This window comes from Pseudomonas maumuensis (assembly GCF_019139675.1).
Classification (GTDB): Bacteria; Pseudomonadota; Gammaproteobacteria; order Pseudomonadales; family Pseudomonadaceae; genus Aquipseudomonas; species Aquipseudomonas maumuensis.
Genome location: NZ_CP077077.1, coordinates 3,614,553 through 3,630,814, shown reverse-complemented (window position 1 = coordinate 3,630,814; position 16,262 = coordinate 3,614,553). Strand labels below are relative to the sequence as shown.

Annotated in this window: 11 protein-coding genes; 3 read left to right on the top strand and 8 right to left on the bottom strand. The window is 66.3% G+C overall.

Features of this window, described 5'->3' with window-relative positions; translation table 11 throughout:
• Positions 1-41 precede the first annotated feature (41 nt).
• Positions 42-3,164: a multidrug efflux RND transporter permease subunit gene (locus tag KSS90_RS16075; RefSeq protein WP_217866373.1), complete on the bottom strand. Its 3,123-nt coding sequence runs from the start codon at positions 3,162-3,164 to the stop codon at positions 42-44.
• Between the two features lie 11 nt (positions 3,165-3,175).
• Positions 3,176-4,351 carry an efflux RND transporter periplasmic adaptor subunit gene (locus KSS90_RS16070; RefSeq protein ID WP_217866372.1) on the bottom strand — a complete coding sequence of 392 codons (1,176 nt, stop codon included), beginning with the start codon at positions 4,349-4,351 and terminating at the stop codon, positions 3,176-3,178.
• A gap of 158 nt (positions 4,352-4,509) precedes the next feature.
• On the opposite strand from KSS90_RS16070, the gene KSS90_RS16065 reads away from it, so the two are divergent.
• A complete protein-coding gene (locus tag KSS90_RS16065; RefSeq protein WP_217866371.1) occupies positions 4,510-5,211 on the top strand; it encodes a response regulator in 702 nt (233 codons plus the stop codon).
• Between the two features lie 6 nt (positions 5,212-5,217).
• On the top strand, positions 5,218-6,516 hold the full coding sequence (locus tag KSS90_RS16060) for an ATP-binding protein (RefSeq protein WP_217866370.1): 1,299 nt from the start codon (positions 5,218-5,220) through the stop codon (positions 6,514-6,516).
• Here KSS90_RS16060 and KSS90_RS16055 read toward each other — a convergent pair.
• The 5 genes from KSS90_RS16055 to wecB form a co-directional block, all read right to left on the bottom strand.
• Positions 6,491-7,579 carry a GGDEF domain-containing protein gene (locus KSS90_RS16055; protein ID WP_217866369.1) on the bottom strand — a complete coding sequence of 363 codons (1,089 nt, stop codon included), beginning with the start codon at positions 7,577-7,579 and terminating at the stop codon, positions 6,491-6,493. The genes KSS90_RS16060 and KSS90_RS16055 overlap by 26 nt on opposite strands.
• Before the next feature lie 135 nt (positions 7,580-7,714).
• Positions 7,715-8,554, bottom strand: a complete 840-nt coding sequence (locus tag KSS90_RS16050) for a DUF4434 family protein (protein WP_217866368.1) — start codon at positions 8,552-8,554, stop codon at positions 7,715-7,717.
• Complete coding sequence (locus KSS90_RS16045) at positions 8,554-11,556, bottom strand: phage receptor (protein ID WP_217866367.1); 3,003 nt, start codon at positions 11,554-11,556, stop codon at positions 8,554-8,556. The genes KSS90_RS16050 and KSS90_RS16045 overlap by 1 nt, the downstream gene beginning before the upstream one ends.
• Complete coding sequence (nfrB, locus tag KSS90_RS16040) at positions 11,553-13,727, bottom strand: cyclic di-3',5'-guanylate-activated glycosyltransferase NfrB (RefSeq protein ID WP_217866366.1); 2,175 nt, start codon at positions 13,725-13,727, stop codon at positions 11,553-11,555. The genes KSS90_RS16045 and nfrB overlap by 4 nt, the downstream gene beginning before the upstream one ends.
• Entirely contained in the window at positions 13,724-14,878 is a 1,155-nt protein-coding gene (gene wecB / locus KSS90_RS16035) for a non-hydrolyzing UDP-N-acetylglucosamine 2-epimerase (RefSeq protein WP_217866365.1), read from the bottom strand. Before wecB ends, nfrB begins: the two co-directional genes overlap by 4 nt.
• Before the next feature lie 315 nt (positions 14,879-15,193).
• Here wecB and KSS90_RS16030 point away from each other — a divergent pair, with 315 nt between their 5' ends.
• A complete protein-coding gene (locus tag KSS90_RS16030) occupies positions 15,194-15,631 on the top strand; it encodes a PACE efflux transporter (protein ID WP_217866364.1) in 438 nt (145 codons plus the stop codon).
• A 172-nt stretch (positions 15,632-15,803) separates the two neighbouring features.
• Here KSS90_RS16030 and KSS90_RS16025 read toward each other — a convergent pair whose 3' ends face one another.
• Positions 15,804-15,989, bottom strand: coding sequence for a hypothetical protein (locus KSS90_RS16025; RefSeq protein ID WP_217866363.1), 186 nt, complete (start codon positions 15,987-15,989; stop codon positions 15,804-15,806).
• Between the last annotated feature and the right edge of the window lie 273 nt (positions 15,990-16,262).

Below are 16,262 nucleotides of genomic sequence, written 5' to 3'. Positions count from 1 at the left end.
CGATGCCGGGAACCCTCCCATTTACCGCAGGGCTTGTCCAGTCAGGCCTGGTGGGTGGCCACCTGCGCTGCCTTGGCCTTGCCACGCCCGGCCAGGCGCATCACCACCACGAAGAACACCGGCACGAACACCACGGCGAAGGTGGCGCTGAGCATGCCGCCGATCACCCCGGTGCCGATGGCTTGCTGGCTGGCCGAGCTGGCGCCGCTGGCGATGGCCAGCGGCACCACGCCGAGGATGAACGCCAGCGAGGTCATCACGATTGGGCGCAGGCGCAGACGCGCGGCCTGGATCGCCGCGTCCGCCGCATCGACGCCCTGGTCCACCAGATCCTTGGCGAACTCGATGATGAGGATGGCGTTCTTCGCCGACAGGCCGATCAGGGTGATCAGGCCGACCTTGAAGAACACGTCGTTGGGCAGGCCGCGCAGGGTCACCGCGAGCACCGCGCCGAGCACGCCCAGCGGTACCACCAGCAGCACCGCGGTGGGGATCGACCAGCTTTCGTACAGCGCGGCCAGGCACAGGAACACCACCAGCAGCGACAGCGCCATCAGCAGTGGCGCCTGGCTACCGGACAGGCGTTCCTGCAGCGACAGGCCGGTCCACTCCAGGCCGGCACCTGCCGGCAGCTGCGCCACCAGGCGCTCGATCTCGGCCATGGCCTCGCCCGAACTGTAGCCGGCCGCCGGCTCGCCGGAAATCGACACCGCCGGGTAGCCGTTGTAGCGGGTCAGCTGCACCGGGCCGGACTGCCAGCGGGCGCTGACGAAGGCGCCCAGGGGCACCATCTTGCCGCTGCTGTTGCGCACATGGATCTTCAGCAGGTCTTCGACCTGGCTACGCTGGTCGCCTTCGGCCTGCACCACCACCCGCTGCATGCGGCCCTGGTTGGGGAAGTCGTTGACGTAGTTCGAGCCCACCGCGGTGTCGAGCACCGCGCCGATATCGGCAAACGACACGCCCAGGGCGTTGGCCTGGCGGCGGTCCACTTCCAGCTCGACCTGCGGGCTCTCCGCCAGCGAGGCTTCGCGCACGTTGACCAGCACCTTGCTCTTGCGCGCCGCGTCCAGCAGTTGGTCGCGGGCTTCCATCAGCCCCGCGTGGCCCATGCCGCCGCGGTCCTGCAGGCGGAACTCGAAACCGGTCGACTCGCCCAGGCCGTCCACCGGCGGCGGCAGCACCGCGTAGGCGATGGCGTCCTTGAGCTGGGTGAAGGCCATGGTGGCGCGCTCGGCGATCGACTGCGCGCTGTCGTCGCCACCGCGCTCGGACCAGTCCTTGAGCGTGGTGAAGGCCAGCGCCGCGTTCTGCCCGCTGCCGGAGAAGCTGAAACCGAGGATCAGCGTGGTGTTGGCCACGCCGGGCTCTTCGGCGTTGTGCGCCTCGATCTGCTGCCCGACCTCGATGGTGCGTGCCTGGCTGGCGCCCGGCGGCAGCTGGATGTCGGTGATGGTGTAGCCCTGGTCCTCGGTGGGCAGGAAGGCGGTGGGCAGTTGGCTGAAGCCGTATACCAGCACGCCGACCAGCGCGGCGTACACCAGCAGGTAGCGACCGCTGCGGGCCAGGGCGTGGGTCACCCAGCGCTGGTAGCCGTTGCTCATGCCTTCGAAGCGGCGGTTGAACCAGCCGAAGAAGCCCTTGCGCTCATGATGCTCGCCTTTCTCCAGCGGCTTGAGCAGGGTGGCGCACAGGGCCGGGGTCAGGCTCAGGGCGAGGAACGCCGAGAACAGGATCGACACCGCCATCGACACCGAGAACTGCTGGTAGATCACCCCCACCGAACCTTGCATGAAGGCCATCGGCAGGAATACCGCCACCAGCACCAGAGTGATGCCGACGATGGCGCCGCTGATCTGGCCCATGGCCTTGCGCGTGGCTTCCTTGGGCGGCAGGCCTTCCTCGGCCATGATCCGCTCGACGTTTTCCACCACGACGATGGCGTCGTCCACCAGGATGCCGATGGCCAGCACCATGCCGAACAGGGTCAGTACGTTGACCGAGAAACCCAGCACGTTCATCACCGCGAAGGTGCCCATCAACGCCACTGGCACCACCAGGGTCGGAATCAGCGTGTAACGGAAGTTCTGCAGGAACAGGAACATCACCGCGAACACCAGCACCATGGCCTCGAGCAAGGTGTTGATCACCTGCTTGATCGAGACCTTGACGAAGGGCGAGGTGTCGTAGGGGATGTCGTACTTCACCCCGGCCGGGAAGTAGCGCGCCAGCTCGTCGAGCTTCTGCTTGACCAGGGTCGCGGTTTCCATGGCGTTGGCGCCGGGCGACAGCTTGACACTGAAGGCGCTGGTGGCCTTGCCATTGAGGCGGGTGCCGTACTGGTATTCCTGGGCGCCGATCTCGACCCGGGCCACGTCACCGACAGTGACCGTGGAGCCGTCGGTGTTGGCGCGCAGGACGATGGCGGCGAACTCCTCGGGGGTGCTCAGCTGGCCCTTGACCACCACGTTGGCGGTGATCTCCTGGGTCGGTCGGCTCGGCAGGTCGCCGATGCTGCCGGGGGCGACCTGGGCGTTCTGCGCGGCGATGGCCTCGGTCACGTCGTTGGGCGTGAGGTTGAAGCCGACCAGCTTGGCCGGGTCGATCCAGATGCGCATGGCCCGTTCGGAGCCATACAGCTGCGCCTTGCCGACGCCCTTGAGGCGACGGATCTCGTTCATCACGTTGCGCGCGAGGATGTCCGACAGGGCGATCTCGTCGAGGCTGCCGTCCTCGGAGGTGAGGGTGGCCAGCAACAGGAAACCGGTGGACACCTTCTCCACCTGCAGACCTTGCTGTGTGACCGGGCGCGGCAGGCGCGACTCGATCACCTTGAGGCGGTTCTGCACGTCCACCTGGGCCATGTCCGGGTTGGTGCCGGGCTGGAAGCTGGCGGTGATGGTGGCGCTGCCCAGGCTGCTCTGCGATTCGAAATACAGCAGGTTGTCGGCACCGTTGAGCTCCTGCTCGATGATGCTGACCACGCTTTCGTCCATGGTCGCCGCCGAGGCGCCGGGGTAGACGGCGTAGATTTCCACCTGCGGCGGAGCCACGTCGGGATACTGGGCCACTGGCAGTTGCGGGATGGCCAGGGCGCCGACCAGGAGGATGAACAGGGCGACCACCCAGGCGAACACCGGGCGGTCGATGAAGAACTGCGGCATGGATCAGGCCCTCATTGGCCGTTGTGTTGGGCGACTGCGGTGGCGCCTGGTTGTTCGTCGACTTGCACCTGGTCGCCGGCCTTGACGTGTTGCAGGCCCTCGACCACCACGCGGTCACCCGGGGCCAGGCCCTCGCTGACGATCCAGCGGTCGCCCTGGGCGCTGCCCAGGGTCACCTGGCGTTCGCTGATGCGGTCCTGGTGGTCGACCAGCAGCACCTTGGGCACACCGGCGCTGTCACGCAGGATGGCGCGTTGCGGCACGCTGATGCCCTGGGGTTGCACGGCCTGGTCCAGGCGCACGCGCACATAGCTGCCGGGCAGCAGGTCGAGGTCCGGGTTGGGGAACTCGCTGCGCAGGGTGATCTGGTTGGTGCTCGGGTCGACGCTGATATCGGAGAACAACAGCTTGCCGGCCAGCGGGTAGGCGCTGCCATCGTCCTGGATCAGCGTGGCCTTGACCTGGTCGCGGCCCACCTGCTGCAGCTCGCCGGCACGCAGCGAGCGGCGCAGGGCGTTGAGTTCGCGGGTCGACTGGGTGACGTCGGCGTGGATCGGGTTCAACTGCTGGATGGTGGCCAGCGGCGTGGTCTCGCTCTGGCCGACCAGCGCGCCCTCGGTCACCAGGGCGCGGCCGATGCGTCCGGAGATCGGTGCGGTGACGGTGGCATAGCCCAGGTTCAGGCGCGCGCGTTCCAGCGCCGCCTTGGCTTCGCCGACCGCCGCGTCAGCCTGGAGGAAGGCGGCGCGGGCGTTGTCGTACTCCTGGCGGCTGACGGCCTTGTCGTCGACCAGTTCGCGGTAGCGCTGCTCCTGCAGGCGGGCCTGGTACAGCGTCGCCTCGGCCTTGGCCAGGGTGGCGCGGGCGCTGTCGAAGTCGGCCTTGAACGGCGCCGGATCGATCAGGAACAGCACATCGCCCTGTTTCACGTCGCTGCCTTCGCGGTATACCCGCTTGAGCACCACCCCGGCCACCCGGGCACGCACCTCGGCGGTACGCGGAGCGAGGATGCGGCCGCTGAGCTCGGTGCTGATGGCCAGCGGCTGCACGGCGAGGGTTTCGACCCGCACCTGCGAAGGTGGGGCCTTTTCTTCCGGTTCGGCGGCGTCGTTGCAAGCGGCCAGGGAAAGGGTCATCAGCGCCAACAGCGCCAGAGGGCGCAGGCGCAAAGCACGGAGCGTGGACATACGGATCTTCCAAGTTTGATCCAGCGTATGCTAAAGCAGCCGTTCGGGTGGCGGCTGTTAAGCTGTGTTGGGCGTGTGTGAAAAAGTGTGAACAATCGGCGGTGGCCCGCCCGGGATTCTATATCCTGCCTTACTTCAATCTTTCGTCAAATCCCCTTATGCCGAACATTCTCCTGGTCGAAGACGACAGCGCGTTGTCCGAACTGATCGCCAGCTACCTGCAACGCAACGATTTCCATGTCCGGGTGATTGCCCGTGGCGACCATGTGCTGGACGAATTCCGCCGGCAGAAACCCGACCTGGTGATCCTCGACCTGATGCTGCCGGGCCTGGACGGCCTGCAGGTATGCCGCCAACTCCGCCAAGAGACCCAGAGCCTGCCGATCCTCATGCTGACCGCCCGCGACGACAGCCACGACCAGGTGCTGGGGCTGGAGATGGGCGCCGACGACTACGTCACCAAGCCGTGCGAGCCCCGCGTGCTGCTGGCCAGGGTACGCACGCTGCTGCGCCGCAGCAGCGTCAACGAGCCGCGCCTGGATAGCGACCTGATCCAGGTCGGCGGGTTGCGCATCAACCTGGCCGAGCGCACCGTCAACTGGCGTGGCGAAGAGGTGGAGCTGTCCAGCGGCGAATACAACCTGCTGGTGGTGCTGGCACGCAACGCCGGCGAGGTGATGAGCCGCGACCGTATCTTGCAGCAACTGCGCGGCATCGAGTTCAACGGCACCGACCGCTCGGTGGACGTGGCCATCTCCAAGCTGCGCCGACGTTTCGACGACAGCGCCGGCGAAGCGCGCAAGATCAAGACCGTGTGGGGCAAGGGCTACCTGTTCAGCCGCGTCGAGTGGGAGTACTGATACGCCATGCTGAAGATCCTGGTGCGGTTGTACCTGGTGATCATCGTCGCCTACGCCGGGGCGATCGCGCTGATTCCCGACACCATCGTCGGCTTGTTTCACGATCGCTTCATGGCCTACAACCTCGACCAGGCCAAGGGTGTGCAGACCCTGATCGTGCGCCAGTTCCAGCAGGCGCCGCGGGAGCAGTGGCCGACGGTGGAGAAGGAGCTGGCCGCGGCGTTCAAGCCGTTGGAGGTGCGCTTGCTGCGCATGGACGACGCCGAGCTGAGCAGCGAGGAAAAGGCCCGGCTCGAGCATGGCCTGTATGTGGTGCGCATGGCCGACTGGGGCTATTACGAAACGGCGCTGGCGCCGCTGGGCCAGGACTGGCTGGTACGCCTGCACTCGCCGGACGATCCGCTGGACATCAACGTGCTGTCCTGGGGCGTGACCGTGCTGATCGGCGCGGCCATGCTCGGCTGCCTGCTGCTGTGGGTATGGCCGCACTGGCGCGACCTCGAGCGCCTGAAGGACACTGCCCGGCGCCTGGGGCGCGGCGAGATGTCCGAGCGCACGCATATCTCGCCGCGCTCGAACATCGGCGAGCTGGCCGGAGTGTTCGACACCATGGCCAGCGACCTGGAGCGCCACGTCAACCAGCAGCGCGAGCTGCTCAACGCGGTGTCCCACGAGCTGCGCACGCCGTTGACCCGCCTGGACTTCGGCCTGGTGCTGCTGTTCGACGAGGTGCCGCCGGCCAGCCGCAAACGCCTGCTGGGGCTGGTGGGCCATGTGCGCGAGCTGGACGAGCTGGTGCTCGAGCTGCTGTCCTACAGCCGCCTGGAAAGCGCCGACCAGGCCCGCGAGCGCGTCGAGGTGTCGTTGCTCGAGCTGGTGGACAGCGTGCTCGGTGGTTTCGCCGAAGAACTCGACGACCGTGGCATCCAGTGGGAAGTGCGCTGCGAGACAGACTTGCCGCGTTTTGTCCTCGATCCGCGGCTGACCGCGCGTGCGGTGCAGAACCTGGTGCGCAATGCCATGCGCTACTGCGACGAAAGCTTGCTGTTGCGCTTGCGCCTGGAAGAAGACGGCGCCTGCCTGGTGACGGTCGAGGACGACGGCATTGGCATCCCGGCCGAGGAGCGTGAGCGGATCTTCCAGCCGTTCTACCGCCTGGATCGCAGCCGTGATCGCAATACCGGCGGGTTCGGGCTGGGGCTGGCGATCAGCCGGCGGGCCATCGAAGGGCAAGGCGGCACTCTGACGGTGGCGCAATCGGCGTTGGGTGGGGCGCAGTTCAGGATTCGCTTGCCAGCCGGTTAGTCCACCGGACGAAACGGTCCTTGCCCGTGTGCTTGGCCTCGTACAGCGCCTGGTCCGCCCGGATCAGCGCCATGCTCAAGGTATCGCCGCAGTCGACCCGGGCCAGGCCGATGCTGATGGTCACCGGGTGCGCCCCGAGGTCCTCGCGCACTCGCCGGCACAGCGCCGCTACCTGTTGTTCGGCGCCGGCCTCGTCCAGCCCCTGGAAGAAGATCGCGAACTCCTCGCCGCCCAGCCGGGCGATCTCGTAGCCGATCATCGCCGCCTTGATGTGCGCCGCCACGCGCTTGAGTACCTCGTCGCCGATGTCATGGCCGAAGCGGTCGTTGACCTGCTTGAAGTTGTCGATGTCGATCATCGCCAGGTACTGCTCGCCGGCCTGTTGCAGCTGCTGTTCGGCCTTGGCCATGAACGAGCGACGGTTAGGGATGTCGGTCAGCGCGTCGATATAGGCCTGCTCCAGCAGCACCTTGGTCAGGTAGAAGTTGTGCATCTTGGCCTGGCGGATGCGCAGGTAGCTGTAGATCACCAGGCCGCTGAGGCATACCGCGTAGCTGATCAGCATCGCGCCTTCGAGCTCGAGGGCTTCGATACGAGTGTGGAAGAAGGGATTGAGCATGATCCAGGTGACGCCCATGGCGCAGAAGAACGACCAGCGCCGTACCGGCAGCACCGACACGCTGTACAGCACGGTGGAGACCCCGAGCACCAGCCATACCGGGCGCAGGGCGATGGGGATGCCCTCGATCACCAGGCGCATGGCCAGGGTGATCACCGCCACGAACAGCAGGTTGAGCACGTCGAAATGCTGGCTCCTGCGGGTGAAGCCGAGGACCACGGTGAGGCTGCACAGCAGGGCGATGAACACCCCGGATAGCCAGGTGAAGCCCTGGCCGCCGAGGTAGCTGACGATCAGGTCGAAGACCAGCCAGATGGCGATGCCGATGCAGAAGATCAGCAGGCAGAAGCGGCGCATGGCCTCGAATTCGTGCTGGCGGAACTCGGCGCGCAGGGCGGCGGGGACGTCCTGTTGGCGGATGTGGGCTTCGAGGGTTTTGTACATGCTGGAGGATGCCCTCGGCGATTGTGCTGTTTTTGCCGGCCCTATCGCGGGGCAAGCCCGCTCCCAAAAGGGTTGGGTGCTGGTATTCATGGGCGCGGGCTTGCCCCACGATGGGATTCGTTCAGGCGGCTGGTTTCAATCCCTGGAAAGCGTCCCTCTGGCCCAGGGCCGATAGCGCAGGGCGAACACGGCTTCGGCGTGGCAGCCTCCGCTCAGCGCTGGCTGCGCAGGTTCGGCGCGGAACGGTTGGCCAGGCTTGCTGACCTGGCGAAATGCTTCGCGCACGATACCCACCCGGCAGGGCAGGGCCTGTTCATAGCCTTGGCGTACCAGCGGCGTCAGGCGGCCCGTGCCGGCGCCGTCCTGCCACCAGACGTTCAGGCCAAGGCTGGCCAACTGCTCCAGCCACGCACCATTGACCCGCGGCGACAGCTGGCCGGCGCTGAACGCGCTGATATGCAGGGGTTTGTCCAGTTGCCGGTTGAAAGCCTGCAGTTGCGTGTGCAGCGCATCGCGCCTGGCCGGGTCGCGAAAGTGCAGGTCGTCCAGTTCCATGGGCAGGTACCAGCCGGCCACCGGCAGCGCCCATTCGGCCTTGAGCTGTTGGTACTGGGTGAGCGAGCGCCCCAGTTGCGCCTTGAAATAACTGTTCAGGCCTTCGCCGTCGAGCTGTTCGAGGCGCTGGTAGTAGGCCGGATCCATGTACAGGCCCAGCACCAGTTCCAGACCTTGGGCCCGCGCCTCGCGCAGGCTGTCGGCGAGCCAGCCCCGGGCGCCGCCGAAGTCGCTGTCGCCGTAGGCGCTCCACTGCACGATCAGGGTCTTGCCGCCCTGGGCCACGGTGGCTCGCCACAGGTTTTGCCACTGCGCCGGGGTGACGTTCGCGTCACGGTTGAGCGGCTGGTAGAACAGGCGCTGGTCGGCCTGGGCGGGTAGCCACAGGACCAGCAGGCAGAGCGCCAGGAAGCTACGCATCAGAAGTTCATCTCCACACCCAGCAGCACGCCGTTGCCGCGTTCGTAGAGGTTGCCGCCCAGTGCCTGCTGGTACTCGGCGCGTACTTTCAGCGAGCCGCGGTAGGCGTTGTAGCGGTCGTCGTCGAACCACCACTGCCAGCGCACGCCGACCCCGGCGCGGGCGTCCTGGCGCCAGTCGTTGCTCGGGTCCTGGCTGGAAAACTCGAGGAAGCCGTAGGGCATGATCGTCTGCGGCGACTGGCTGGGCAGTTTCCACGCATGGCCCTGCTGGAAGCGCGACAGCCAGGCATGGTCGCCGGCACGGGTCCACCAGGCGGCGTCGAGGTAGAGGAAGCGCTCGTCCCAGTCGTCCTCGTCGATACGCCAGTCGTTGCGGTACTTGCCCTGATCCAGGAACGAAGCAGTGGCGCGCAGCAGCAGGTCGTTGCTCGATTCGGCGTTGTGACGCAGGTCGCCCCAGTTGCCGCCGACCTTGGCCGGGCTGAGCAGCTCGCCCAGGCTCAGGCCGCTGTAGTGCGTGCTGTCGATCTGGCGCTGGTGGTACAGCTCGGCGTACAGGTTGAGGTTGGCCTGGCCGAGCGGCTTGTAGCGCAGGCCTACACCGGTGCCCATGCTCTGCGCGTAGTCGGTGCGGCTCTGGCCACCGAACAGCACGCGGCCGTAGACCGACAGGGTGCTGCCATTGCGGCTGGGCTCCTCGCCCAGGGCGTGGTCCCACATCGCCAGCTGCACGTTCTGCGAGCGGGCGCGGCGCGAGCTGCCGCTGCGTTCGCCGTTGTCGAGGAATTTGTCGTTGGTCGAGGTGCCGGCGGGCGACCAGGTGCTGGCCAGGGTGATGCTGTCGCGGCGCGACAGGGCTTCATGGGCGCGGCGCTGGCGGTACTTGCGCGCCTCCAGGCTGCCGTACTCGTCGTCGCCGTCGACCAGGTTGCGCTCCACGTCTAGGACCCGGCGCAGCTCGCGGCGGGCCGAGGCACTGTCCTCGACCTCGTCGTAGCGCAGGGCCAGGGTCTCGCCCAGGCGGTAGTCCTCGGGGAAGTCGCGGGTGGCGCGCTCCAGGTAGGGTATGGACTGGCGGCGTTGCTGCTTGTCCGCCGAACCCGCCAGGCGCATGCCATAGTCGGCGCGGTAACGCGGCTGGTCCGGCGCCAGGCGCACGGCCTCGGCCAGCCAGGCGCTGCTCTGGGCGCTGTCGCCGGCCTGCTGGGCGGTGCCGGCGGCTGCGTAGTAGTGATCGGCGCGCGGGGCATGACGCAGCGCTTCGCGCTGGAAAGCCAGGGCCTGCTGCGGGTCGCCCTGGCGCTGGGCAATGGCGGCGCCCAGCGCCCAGTCGTCGGCACTCTGGTGCGCTGCCGCATCCCAGTGGCGGCGGGCGGCGTTGGCGTCACCGGCGTTCAGCGCGCCACGGGCGGCGGTCAGGCGCGCATTGTCGGTCCAGGCGCTGGCCGGCAGGCTGTTCCAGATCGGCAGCGCCGCCTGGGAGTCGCCGGAGGCTTCCAGGGCGTAGGCCAAAGGCAGGCGACTGCCGCTATCGCTCAGGCGTTCGGCGGCTTGGTAGTAGACCACCGCTTCGCCTGGCTGATCAGGCGTGGCGCAGCGCCCCAGGGCGCGATACTGCCCGGCTTCGACCGGGGTGGCCGGGATGGCCTTGCGCACGGCCTCGCATTGGCCGGCTTCGGCCAGGCGGGCCAGTAGCTGGCCACGGGTGGCGGCATCGACCCGTGGCACCAGGGCAAGCATGCGTGGACCGTCCAGCGGACCGTCGTTGCGCGCATAGAGGTTGCCCAGGCGTTGCAGCAGCGAAGGCGTCAGCCTGCCTTGGCGACGGTCGTAGGCGTTGTCGAGCAGCTGCCGGGCGCGCTCGCTCTGGCCGCTTTCGAGCAGCATGAAGCTGGCTTGTTCCAGGGCGGTAAGATCGCCGGTCTGTCGGTAGCGTTGCTCCCACTGCGCCGCCGTGCGTGGCTGCGGTGGCTGAGCGGGCTCGCCGTACAGGCGCTGCCTGAGGATGGCATAGCTGCGCGGATTTTCGCTGGCCTGGCACTGGCCGAGCTGTTCGCGGGCCAGCTTCAGGTCCTTGTGGGACAGCCAGTCGACGGTCTCCAAGCAGGGGCGATGCAGTTCGTTGCTCAGCTGGCGCACCAGCGGTGCGTCATCGCCTTCACGGGCCAGTTCCCACAGTTGCTGGCGCTGTTCGGGATGCTGCAGTTGCCCGGCGGGCAGGCTCTGCAGCCAACGCTCGGCCTGCTGGTTGTGGCCCATGGCGATGGCGCGGTTGGCCATGGCCAGGCGGGCGTGGGTCGCCGCTTCCTGGGACGGTGCGCTGGCCAGGAGTTTGTTCAGGCCCTTTTCATCGACCTGCTGAATATAGGCATTGGCCAGGCGCTGCCAATCCTCGGGTGGCAGTTGGCCCTTCTCGGCCAGGGGTTGCAGCTGGTCGATGGTCTCTCCCCAGTTGCGTAGTCGCTCGGCGAAGTTGGCGCGGGTCATGCGCAGCACCATGCCATCGTCGCGTACCGGCAACTGGTTGAGCCATTCCAGGGCCTTGGCCGCGCCACCGAACTTGGCCAGGCTGACGCTGTAGGCCTGCCACAGGCGTACGCGCTGCTGGCCCTGGCTGTCGGCGAGCCAGGCCTCCACTTGGCTTGCGGCCGGCGGGTCGTGTTCGATCCAGGTCAGGCGCAGTTCCAGCAGGGCGTCGGCGTGTTCGGGATTGTCGTCGAGGTCTTCGGCGATGGCCTGGGCTTCCTTGTAGCGCCGTTGATGGGCCAGGGCTTCGGCCAGCAGGGCGCGGGCCTCGTTGTTGTTCGGTACGCGCCCCAGCACATGGCGGGTCAGGCGCTCGACCTCGGCCCAGTTGTCCTTCTGCGCTTCCCGATAGCCACGCTCCATGAAGGGGTAGCTGGTGAAGCGCTGGAAGTCGGTCATCGGCTTGGTCGGCGCGGCCAGGGCGGAAGAACACAGCAACAGGCTGACGATGGTCAGGGAAAGACGGGGCGTCATGCCACCTCCCGGGTCAGGTCGTAGGCGGCCTGCTGTTCGCTGGCCTGCTCGGCGAGGGCTTGCTGCAACACCTCCTCGGTGATGATGCCGCGGGCGATCAGGTGCTCGCCCAGGCTCTGCTGCTCAGGGTTGAAGTCGATCAGGGCCTGGTTGAACAGGGCCACCGGTACCATGCCGCGCACCTGCAGCAGCGAACCAAGCATCACCTGGTGGGTGCCGACGCTCTCCAGCAGCGCGGCATCGTCCTGGTGGCGTTCGAGTACCTCGAGCATTTCGCGGGTTTCGGGTTTCTGCCAAGGGCTCGGGTAGTGGTAGCGCAGGCCCAGGGTCACGCGCCCCTGCGGCGCCAGGCGTGTACGCACCGGGCGTTTGAGCTGGCGGCTGATGACCCCCAGCGAGACCTGGCTGACCGGGCTTTCGCTGGCCAGCACCAGGGTGTCGCCGTCTTCGTCCACCGGCAGCACGCCGTAGTGGGTGGCGAGCTTGCGCGGCAGCTTGGCGATCAGCGCCGGGGCGATCTTGAACGGATTGAGCGGTGCCCAGGGCAGGTCCAGTTGCTCGGCCAGGGTCTCGACCAGCTGTTCGCTGGTGAGCCAGCCGCGCAGCAGCAGCTCGCGCCCGAGGCGCCGCCTTACCGGGCTGGTGATGGCCTGCTCCAGCTGTTCTTCGCTGATCAGGCCTTTGTCCACCAGGCGATGGCCCAGCGGGGTGCGTGCCGGCGCGGCGAGGGCAGGGAACTCGTGGGTGGTCTTGTCCCAGGCCACCCGCCGCGAATCGCCCATCTCCATCACCTGACGCAGGGCGCGCAGGTTGGCGAAGAAGTTGACGAAGTTGCTCCACATCATCCGTGGTGCCGAGAGCAGGCCTTCGAAGACGCCGTAGTAGCGGGTGACGAACCAGAACCGCTGGAACAGGCGGTTGAACAGTAGCAGGCCGTTGAGCCACAGCAAGGTGCTGAGCAGCGTGCTGTCGCTTAGGATCGACATGAACCGCCACGACTCCGGCGCGATCACCGTGACCAGCCACATGGCCAGCAGTACCAGCAGCAACAGGTTGACCAGGAAGCTCAACAGATAGGCGAACAGCCCGCGGCGGTCGCGCCAGAGGAAGTAGTTGAGCGCGCCTTTGCGGCTCCAGCCGAGGTTGCTGGTGCCCTGGAACACGATGCCGACGATCCACCGCGATTTCTGGCGGATGGCGTGCTGCCAGTCACGGGGGAAATGCTCGCGTACGCAGATCACCTGGGCGAACTCGCGGCTCATGCCGGGGCGCCACTCCTGCTTGAGGGCCAGCGCAGGATCGGTGATGGAATAGCGGGCGAAGATGCACTTCATGCCTTTCTGCTTGAGGCGGAAGCCGATGTCGTAGTCCTCGGTGAGGCTCTGTACATCGAAGGCGATGCCGTCGCCGTCCTCCAGCAGCGCGCTGATCGCCCGGCGGCTGAAGCAGGTGCCGACCCCGGCGCTGGGCACCTGGCCGGTGAGCGCCTCGCGGACGATGACGTCCTTGCCGTGGTTCTCGGCGAACTCGTCGACATAGTGGCCGGCGGTGAAGCCCTTCCACTCCGGTGCATAGGGATACACCGGGATCTGGATCATGTCCTTGTTCGGCAGCAGGTAGTTGAACAGGCGCAATTCCATGGGCGAGATGACGTCTTCGGCGTCATGCAGGATGAACCCGGCGAACTCGATACGCGCGTCCTGTTGGAAGCGCAGGATGGCATCGATGATGTTGTTCAGGCAGTCGGCCTTGCTGGTGGGTCCGGGGCGGGCGCAGACCACCTTATGCACGTTGGGGTAGTGCAGGCACACGGCGTCGACGTCAGCCTGGGTCTGCGGGTCGTTGGGGTAGGTGCCGACGAATATCTGGTAGTTCTCGTAGTCGATGGTCGAGGCGGCCAGGCGCGCCATCTCGCCGACCACGCCGACCTCGTTCCAGGCCGGCACCATGATTGCCAGGGGCTTTTCCGGCACTTCGAACAGGCGCTTTTCGTCGGCCTTGTCGAACTTGTCGTAGATGCGGAAACGTCGGATCAGCTTGCGGCCCCAGTAGCACAGGTCGATGAACAGATCGTCCAGGCCCAGCAGGAACATCAAGGTCGCCAGGACGATGGCAAGGATCTTCAGGCCGAACAGGACGTAAGTGAGGAAATCGATGAAGGCCAGGCTCATGCGTTGTCCCGTGCGGCGGATTGCTCGGCGAACCAGCGGCTCAGGCGTTCGGCAATGCGCTCGCTGGCGTGGCCGTCGCCGAAGGGGGTGTAGACCTGGGCCATGCGCTCATAGGCAACCGGGTCATCGAGCAGCTGGCTGGTCTCCTGGACGATGCGCTCGGTGAGCGTGCCGACCAGCTTGACCGTGCCGCCCTTGAGCACCGCGGGGCGCTCGGTGACCTTGCGCAGCACCAGCACCGGCTTGCCCAGCGCCGGGGCCTCTTCCTGCACGCCACCGGAGTCGGTGAGGATGATGTGGGCGCGGTTCATCAGCCAGACGAAGTGCGGGTAGTCCTGGGGCGCGACCAGGTGGATGTTGTCGCGGCCCGAGAGCACGCTGTACACCGCGTGCTGGACCTGTGGGTTGAGATGCACCGGGTAGAGGAACTGCACGTCCGGGTAGCGCAGGGCCAGCTCGGCCAGGGCCAGGCAGATGCGTTCGAAGCCACTACCGAAGTTCTCTCGGCGGTGGCCGGTGATCAGCACCATGCGCTGGTCGTCGCGCAGCACATTGAGCGGGGAATCGGCGGCGGGACGCCAGTTGTCCTTGTTCAGCTTGTCGCGCATCCACAACAGGGCGTCGATCACCGTGTTGCCGGTGACCTCGATGTGCTCGGGCGGCACGCCTTCGCGGATCAGGTTGGCGTCGGAGTCGCGGGTGGGGGTGAAGTGCAAGTCGGCGAGTACGCCGGTCAAGCGCCGGTTGGCCTCCTCGGGCCAGGGCTGCTGCAGGTTGCCGGTGCGCAGGCCGGCCTCGACGTGGCCGATGGGAATGTGGCGGTGGAAGGCGGCCAGCGAGGCGATGAAGCTGGTGGTGGTGTCGCCGTGGACCAGGACGATATCGGGCTTGACCTGTTCATAGGCTTGGTCGAGCTTGTCCAGCAGGTCGCGGGCCAGGCCGTTGAGGGTCTGGTTCTGGGTCATCACCTGCAGGTCCTGGTCGACCTCGAGGCCAAAGGCGGTGAGAACTTGTTCGAGCATTTCGCGGTGCTGGCCGGTGGAGCAGATCTGCAGGTCGACCTCGGGCCAGTCGCGCAGGACGCGGGCCAACGGGGCCATCTTGATCGCTTCGGGGCGGGTACCGAAAACCATCATCACGGTGTAAGCCATCGTGTAGTTCCTCGTTCGATTCCCTGGACGAAGTTGTACGACTTGTCGCCGCTTGCAGTCATAGATACAAGCAGCCGATCGTGGGGTTGTCCACTGCGCGGCGCGCCCCGGACGGTGCGGTGCAGGCCTTTGCTGAAGTGCCACGGAGAGGGGGTCGTGTCGGCGTGAAGGGGCTGCCGAGCGCCAGGGAGGGGTGGTGCGGAAACGTTTATGCTAACTTTTCTTGATTGAACGGTCAGTCAATAAAGTATTTCTGACTTTTGCTTGCAGCTTTCTTCTTGTAGCTTTGCAGGTCTTTTCTTCAGGGAGTTGAACATGCAAGGCAAGGCGCGCAAGGTCGTCCAGGCCATCCTTTACGAGGCCATCGCCGTGGCCTGCGTGGCACCGGCACTGGAGCTGGCGTTTGGCGCGGGCATGGCCCAGTCGACGGTGCTGTCGATCCTCATGTCCGGCATCGCCATGAGCTGGAACATGGCCTACAACTGGGCGTTCGAGCGCTGGGAGGCGCGTCAGCACCAGCGCAGCCGCACCTTCCTGCGGCGCCTGCTGCATGCCTTGGGTTTCGAGGGTGGGCTGGTGCTGATCCTGCTGCCGCTGGTGGCTTACTGGCTGGATATCGGTCTGTGGGCGGCGCTGGTGACCAACCTGGCGTTGTTCGTGTTCTTCTTCGTCTACGCGTTCGTGTTCCAGTGGGGCTTCGACAAGGTCTTCGATGTGCCGGTCTCGGCGCAGGAAGTGCCCAAGGGCTGCTGATGGCCAAGCCTTGCCTTGGCGTGGTTCGGCTTGAGCTTCAGGTTGTGTGGGAATGCTTTCGGATCGGCCGCCAGCAGGCCAGTGTGGCCATGGCGGTATCGCGTACGGGGCTTGGTTCGTTCAGTAGGGATTCGGACACCGTGAACAAGCAACGGGTAACCGCGAGAACACGTCATTGCAGCGTTTGCGGCGGCCTCCCTTGGGAAGCCTTCTGCAGCCCTTGTTCCATCCGTTCGATCAGCTGCGCCAGTACCGCCGCTCGTTCCAGGTCTCCCGCCGCCTTCATCCGCGCATGATCTCGGCGCAGGTTGAGCAGGCATTTCTGCAATCCAAGCGCCGAGCTGTCGTAGTTGTCCATGTCGTTCTCACAGGCCGTGGGCATCCTTGCCGTTGTAGGAAGGCTCGACGGTATCAGCTCAATCTGCCCTTCAATACTGATTATTCATACACTGGAAGTCAGTACCGTCGAAACGTCCTACAGCAACAAAGGATGCTGCTTACAAGATGTTCTCGGTTAATGTTTCTGCATTCTTCCGAGATTTTCTCGACAAGCCTTGTCGCGCAACGCCTGCCGAGAAAACACCCGCAGCGAACAGTCAGCCAGCCCCCCAGCACCCACCCCGCTTCGCTG

Bases quoted from the DNA above. Each gene is read 5' to 3' on its own strand.
- KSS90_RS16060 (WP_217866370.1), top strand. From the start codon at position 5,218: ATGCTGAAGATCCTGGTGCGGTTGTACCTGGTGATCATCGTCGCCTAC.
- KSS90_RS16025 (WP_217866363.1), bottom strand. From the start codon at position 15,989: ATGGACAACTACGACAGCTCGGCGCTTGGATTGCAGAAATGCCTGCTC.
- nfrB (WP_217866366.1), bottom strand. From the start codon at position 13,727: ATGAGCCTGGCCTTCATCGATTTCCTCACTTACGTCCTGTTCGGCCTG.
- KSS90_RS16050 (WP_217866368.1), bottom strand. From the start codon at position 8,554: ATGCGTAGCTTCCTGGCGCTCTGCCTGCTGGTCCTGTGGCTACCCGCC.
- KSS90_RS16065 (WP_217866371.1), top strand. From the start codon at position 4,510: ATGCCGAACATTCTCCTGGTCGAAGACGACAGCGCGTTGTCCGAACTG.
- KSS90_RS16030 (WP_217866364.1), top strand. From the start codon at position 15,194: ATGCAAGGCAAGGCGCGCAAGGTCGTCCAGGCCATCCTTTACGAGGCC.
- KSS90_RS16055 (WP_217866369.1), bottom strand. From the start codon at position 7,579: ATGTACAAAACCCTCGAAGCCCACATCCGCCAACAGGACGTCCCCGCC.
- KSS90_RS16070 (WP_217866372.1), bottom strand. From the start codon at position 4,351: ATGTCCACGCTCCGTGCTTTGCGCCTGCGCCCTCTGGCGCTGTTGGCG.
- wecB (WP_217866365.1), bottom strand. From the start codon at position 14,878: ATGGCTTACACCGTGATGATGGTTTTCGGTACCCGCCCCGAAGCGATC.
- KSS90_RS16075 (WP_217866373.1), bottom strand. From the start codon at position 3,164: ATGCCGCAGTTCTTCATCGACCGCCCGGTGTTCGCCTGGGTGGTCGCC.
- KSS90_RS16045 (WP_217866367.1), bottom strand. From the start codon at position 11,556: ATGACGCCCCGTCTTTCCCTGACCATCGTCAGCCTGTTGCTGTGTTCT.